The following is a 5,677-nucleotide window of genomic DNA, read 5'->3' as shown; positions in this document are numbered from 1 at the left end:
GCCGGCCCCCTGTTGCTGGATGCAGCGCATACGCATCGTGCCGACCTGATCGTCATGGGCGCCTGGAGCCGTTCGCGTCTGGCAGAGATGGTGCTCGGCGGCACGACGCGGCATTTGTTCATGCATAGCGATCTGGCGATGCTCGTAGCCCATTAGGGAGCGAAGTCGGCCGCGTCGCGGCCTGTGAGGTCGCTCGCTCCCGCTCGCTGTGGCGCGTAAGGAGAGAAGAGCCGGCTTTCAGGTCCTGTGCGCCTCGTTCCTCACAGATCGCACAGCGCCCCCTCCCTCTTGCGTTCGACACAAAACTGAGCACAAACTGAACTCGACCGGGCGAATTCCCCAACGACCCGTTCCACAACCGTACCCAAGGGCCGTTTCGTTCGGTGCCGTGCAGTCCTTCCTACCCATGTCAGGAGGTTGCTTTATGGTGTCCGCAAGTCTCGCCGTTGCTCGTCGTTTGCATCCCGATAGCGTGCGCATCAGCGCCCTGAGCGTCGCTATCGCCCTCAACCTGGCCGCCCTGCTGCTCGTACTTCGTCCGATGGCACCGCAGATTGCCGAGGCACTGGCGCCCAAGGCCCCCACGCTCGTCCACTGGATCGAAGCACAACCGCTGCCGCCCGAGCCGCCGCCGATCGTGCTACCCAAGGTGCAGCCGGCCACACCCAAGGTCACGGCACAGCCCAAGACCATCGACCAGCCCCCACCGGTCGTGACTGCGCCAATGACCGATGAAGGCACGGCTCCCGCCGTAGAAAACGCGCCCCTCGCGCCCATCGAACCACCGGCAGCCAACACTGCGCCAGTGGAAGCCTCGCTGGCCTATCGCACCGCACCGTTGAGCTATCCACGCGATGGCATCCTTCGCCATCTGGAAGGCACAGTGCTGCTGCGTGTGCTGGTCGACGAAAACGGCAAACCTATCCAGGTCGAGATCGAAAAGAGTAGCGGCCAGCCGATCCTCGATCGCAGTGCGCGCTCGCAGGTATTGGACAAGTGGTTGTTTCAGCCTGCGGTAGTGCAAGGCCAGCACGTCAAGGCATGGGCGCGCGTCCCGGTGACGTTCAATCTCAATCAGATGTAAGCGCGACGCGACGCAACAGCGGCGTATAAGAAAGGCCCGGCTCGCGACAGAGCGAGACCGGGCCTTTCCACGGCAAACCATTAATGTGCCACGGGGCCTTGTGTCGGCGCATGCGGCGTCGAGTGCGTCGCCCGTACGATCAGCCATATCGCACCGGCCAGCAGCAGGATCGGCAATGCGGCGGGCAGCAGCGCCAAAGCAAACAGCGGAGCGAGCACCACCAGCATGATGCCGCCGACGACCAAGCCGATCAACGCGCCGATGACGCTGAAAATCCCGCCGATCAACGTAAACGCAATCTTGAAAACGACACCGATGACTGCGGCAGCAAACCACAGCCCCACGAGAACCATCATCAAAATGCCAATCGTGATCATTGTCGAACCTCCTTGGACTTGAGCATGCCCTTTCAGATGCGACCGCGCCTGCAAGGGTTTAGAGTCCACGGGTTCAAGGTATGCCTCACGCCCGCCGGATACATGGTGCGAAAGTCATAGATGGCATCGTAAGTTCCTTCCGGTTACACCTCTTTAACGACCGCCGTGTTCCACTCCGCGCAACCCCGCAGAGCTTCACAGCATGGGCAAGCATTCTCATACCCTCAAGGCATTGCGCGAAATCGCCTTGAACTATGGATCCACCGAGCAACCCGATCTGGCCGCCATGGCGCGGGATCTGGGCGCGGTGATCCATCGCAATGGCGCGCTCCCGGTGACCGCCGTCTCGCGCCGCAACAAGCCGCAGGTTGGCCTTACGCGCTGGCTGCTCGCCGAGCGCGGCAAGCCAGGTGTCAGCGTGCTGATCATGGCCTGGCCGCCGAATCACCATACGCCGGTGCACGATCACGGCGGCCTGTGGGGATTGGAGCTGGCCCTGCACGGTGCGCTCGAGGTGGAGGCGTACGAGCGCAATCCGGTAAGCAATCATCTTCGCATGCGGGGCCGCGACTGGCTCGGCCCGGGCGACACGGTATGGTTCGAAGGCGGCGAACGCTATGTACACCGCTGCCGCAATCTGTCGCGGCACGAAACGGCACTGACGCTTCACGTCTATGGCGGCAATCTGGCAGAGTACTTCACGTACGAGCGCGCCACGCAAGCCGGCCGCTGGCTGGCCAAGCCGCAACGAGCGGCCATTGCCGGCCCTCTGCTAGCCTGAGCCGACGCTACCTTAAGCGTTAAAGCCCCCAAGGAGTTGCATGTTTCGACGGGTTGCCATTATCGGCGGCGGCGCAGCCGCCGCTACCTTGATCAGCGAACTGCTGGATCGCCCGTCGGCGCAGCCTTTGCATTTGGACTGGTATACCGGCACGCAGGAAATGGCGCGCGGTGTAGCCTATGGCACGCGATCGTCGCGCCACCTGCTGAACGTGCGCGCGGCGTCGATGAGCCTTTTTACGGGTAAGCCGCGTGGCTTCCTCGATTATGCGCAACGCGGCGATAGCAGCGTGGCTGGAACCGACTTCCTGCCGCGACGTCTCTATGGCGATTATCTGGAGGCCGAGGTCCGCGGCACCCTCGCGCGCGCCGCCGATCGCGGCCATGACGTGCAGGTCAAACCCTTCGACGTCGATGCACTGGTGCCGGAAAAGGACGGCGTAACCGTTATCCAGGGCGACGAAAGCCAGCGTGTGGATGCGGCGATCCTGGCGATCGGCTCGCTGCCGCCGCAACCGCTAGGCGGCGTGGAACCCACCGTGCTCGACAGCGGCAAGTACATCGTCGATCCATGGCGCTTCCTGGCCACCGCACAGTTCGATCCAGCTCCACGCGAAGTCGTCGTCATTGGTCTGGGCCTGACTGCGGCCGACGTGTTGCTCGAACTCGGCGCACAATGGCCGCAAGCTCATTTCATCGCGCTATCGCGACACGGCAAGTTGCCGGAAGCGCATATGCTCGACCCTTCGATGCCGCTGGACGACGGTGGCGAACTATTCGAAGCGCTGCGCGACGCGCCGGATATGCGCTCATGGATGCGGCTGATGCGCGAGAGCATTGCCGACGCCGACGACTGGCGCAGCGTCGTCGACGGCTTGCGCCCGCACCTTCCGACGTTGTGGCAGGAGCTGCCAACCACCGAGCGCGAGCGTTTCCTGCGTCATGTGCGCTGGGCATGGGAACGCGTCCGCCATCGCATGCCGCCCCAGGTGGCCGAAACCCTGGCCGGCCTGGAACGTGACGGACGCTTGCTACGACGGCCAGGACGCATGCAACACGTTCGCGCGGAAGGCGACCGCTTGCGTGTATCCGTCGCCCCACGCGGCGGCCGCCAGCCCGAAAGTCTGACCGCCGATCTGGTGGTGCAGACGGTCGGCCTGAACACCGACGTCCGCCGCACGAAGCACGCGCTCGTGCGACAGCTGAGTACGAACGGCCATGTGCTCGCCGATCCCCTCGGCCTGGGCTTGCAAGCCGAACCCGACGGACGACTGCGCTACGAAGGCGGAGCCTGGCCCAACTTCTTCGCTATCGGCAGCATGCTGCGCGGGACGTTGTGGGAGACCACAGCCATTCCGGAAATCCGCCAGCAGGCGCGGAGCCTGGCTGAGCGTATTTTCGCGCCATAACCCAAGCCGCCTTGCAGGAGCGACATCGTCGCGACAAGCGATTACGTCAGGGCTTATCGCGACTGAATCCGCTCCTGCAAAGTCAGAAAAGCAATTCGCTCGTCAGAACCCGCTCAGCACCACCTTCCCCAGCGTGCCGTGGCTTTCCAGTTGCGCGTGCGCACGCCGCAGGTTCTCCGCATTGATGACGCCCAGGTTTTCGGTCAGCGTGCTTTGCAGCGCACCGGCATCTACCAGGTCGGCCACCTCGTTCAATATCCGATGCTGCGCTTGCATGTCCTGCGTATGGAACAGCGAGCGCGTGTACATGAATTCCCAATGCAGCGAGATGCTCTTCTGTTTGAGCTTGACGATATCCAGCGGTGCCGCCGGATCGTCGATCAAGCCAAACTTGCCCTGTGGCTTGAGCAATTCGACGATCGCGGCGAAATGTTGCTCGGTATGGGTAAGGCTGAGCACATAGTCGATACCCTGCGGTGCGATCGCACGCACCTGCTCAACCAGATCGCCGCGGTGATCCACCACATGATGCGCCCCTTGCTTGAGCACCCAGTCGCGGGTCTGCTCGCGTGACGCGGTGCCGATGACGGTCGCGGAGGTGAGCTTGCGTGCCAGTTGCACCGCGATCGAACCGACGCCACCGGCGGCACCAATCACCAGGATCGTACCCGCAGGTCCCTGGCGCGGCACGCCGAGACGATCGAACAGCAATTCCCACGCGGTAACCGCCGTAAGAGGCAGCGCCGCGGCCTGAGCGAAATCCAGCGACGTCGGCTTGCGCCCGACAATGCGTTCGTCGACCACCTGAAACTGCGCATTGCTGCCAGCCCGATCGATTGCGCCCGCGTAGTAAACCGCATCGCCCGGCTTGAACAGGCTGACTTCGCCCCCGACGGCAACTACGGTGCCTGCCGCATCCCAGCCAAGCACCTTGTCGCCCCCCTGGGGATCGACACGCTGGCGGATCTTGGTGTCCACCGGATTGACCGAAATCGCCTCGACGCGCACTAGTACGTCACGTGCCTCCGGGGCGGGCTCGGGCAGCTCGGCATCGACGAGGCTCTGGGGGTCGCTGCTGGGCAGCGATTTGCGGTACACGACAGCTTTCATGCAAAGGTCTCCTGGAAGGTAAGCTCGGCATACTATGAAACTTGCCGCGCAGACGGTGTATTGATCAAACTAGGTTGACCAAACTAGGGCGGCATCGTTTCCGTCCCATGGCAGATGATCGAGCTTAAAGGCACACGGCCCTACGCAGGCGCAGTTACCTACGGCGGCCCGAACGCCGCCAGCTTCGCGTGCCCGCCTCCGGGGACGCTCCATGCTTAGTGCGGCACTGGCCCTGCTCGTGCTGCTGCTTCATCTGGCGGGCCTGGTCGCCGCGATCAATGCGGTCATGAATACCCGTACGGCTCAGGGTGCCTTTGCCTGGGCGCTTGGCCTGGTATTGCTGCCCTATATCACCCTGGTGCCGTATCTCTACTTGGGCCGCAGCCGGTTTCGCGGGTACATCCGGCGTCATCGCGTCAGTCGGCTGCGCATGCGCCGCGTGGCCGGCGTACCGGCCCATAGCGATGCGACCCATTCACCCCAGGCGCAGCGCTACCACGCCATCGCCACCATGCTCGATACGCCTTTCCATGCCGGCCAGCGGTTGCGTTTGCTGATCGACGGCAAAGCGGCATTCGAGGCCATGCTGGCGGCGGTCGCTGGGGCCGAGCGATACGTACTGATGCAGTTTTTCATTTTCCACGACGATGGGCTCGGCCGGCGCGTGCGCGACCTGCTGCTGGAAAAGGCAGCCGCCGGTGTCCGCGTATGCGTTCTGTTCGACGGCATCGGCAGCCATGCCTTGCCCAAGCGCTACGTGGAGATGCTGCTGGACGGTGGCGTGGAGATCCACGCGTTCGCGACCCGCCGCAAGAGCAATCGCTTTCAGCTCAATTTTCGCAACCATCGCAAGATTCTCGTCGTCGACGGCGATATCGGCTTCACCGGCGGCCTGAACGTGGGCGACGAATATCTGG

General features: G+C 63.4%; 7 protein-coding genes. 5 read left to right on the top strand and 2 right to left on the bottom strand.

Annotated features, from left to right (window positions below):
* Nucleotides 1-12: 12 nt before the first annotated feature.
* Complete coding sequence (locus VIM98_RS20680; protein ID WP_414650229.1) at nt 13-156, top strand: universal stress protein; 144 nt, start codon at nt 13-15, stop codon at nt 154-156.
* Nucleotides 157-424: 268 nt separating this feature from the next.
* A complete protein-coding gene (locus VIM98_RS15470; protein WP_331994005.1) occupies nt 425-1,084 on the top strand; it encodes an energy transducer TonB in 660 nt (219 codons plus the stop codon).
* Between the two features lie 80 nt (nt 1,085-1,164).
* Here VIM98_RS15470 and VIM98_RS15465 read toward each other — a convergent pair whose 3' ends face one another.
* A complete protein-coding gene (locus tag VIM98_RS15465; RefSeq protein ID WP_331994004.1) occupies nt 1,165-1,461 on the bottom strand; it encodes a hypothetical protein in 297 nt (98 codons plus the stop codon).
* Between the two features lie 202 nt (nt 1,462-1,663).
* On the opposite strand from VIM98_RS15465, the gene VIM98_RS15460 reads away from it, so the two are divergent.
* Together VIM98_RS15460 and VIM98_RS15455 are read left to right on the top strand one after the other, a co-directional pair.
* A complete protein-coding gene (locus VIM98_RS15460; protein WP_331994003.1) occupies nt 1,664-2,242 on the top strand; it encodes a cysteine dioxygenase family protein in 579 nt (192 codons plus the stop codon).
* A 40-nt stretch (nt 2,243-2,282) separates the two neighbouring features.
* The gene (locus VIM98_RS15455) at nt 2,283-3,650 is read left to right on the top strand and encodes an FAD/NAD(P)-binding protein (protein WP_331994002.1); all 1,368 of its coding nucleotides are present in this window, start codon (nt 2,283-2,285) and stop codon (nt 3,648-3,650) included.
* A gap of 102 nt (nt 3,651-3,752) precedes the next feature.
* Here the strand turns inward: VIM98_RS15455 and VIM98_RS15450 are convergent, their stop codons facing one another.
* Nucleotides 3,753-4,760, bottom strand: a complete 1,008-nt coding sequence (locus tag VIM98_RS15450) for a zinc-binding alcohol dehydrogenase family protein (RefSeq protein WP_331994001.1) — start codon at nt 4,758-4,760, stop codon at nt 3,753-3,755.
* 211 nt (nt 4,761-4,971) lie between these two features.
* Between VIM98_RS15450 and VIM98_RS15445 the strand changes: the two genes are divergently transcribed.
* A partial coding sequence (locus VIM98_RS15445) for a phospholipase D-like domain-containing protein (RefSeq protein WP_331994000.1) occupies nt 4,972-5,677 on the top strand: 706 nt, incomplete at its 3' end.

It is taken from the genome of Dyella sp. (assembly GCF_036568765.1).
In the GTDB taxonomy this organism is placed as follows: Bacteria; Pseudomonadota; Gammaproteobacteria; order Xanthomonadales; family Rhodanobacteraceae; genus GSA-30.
This window is presented reverse-complemented; position numbering and strand designations above follow the sequence as displayed.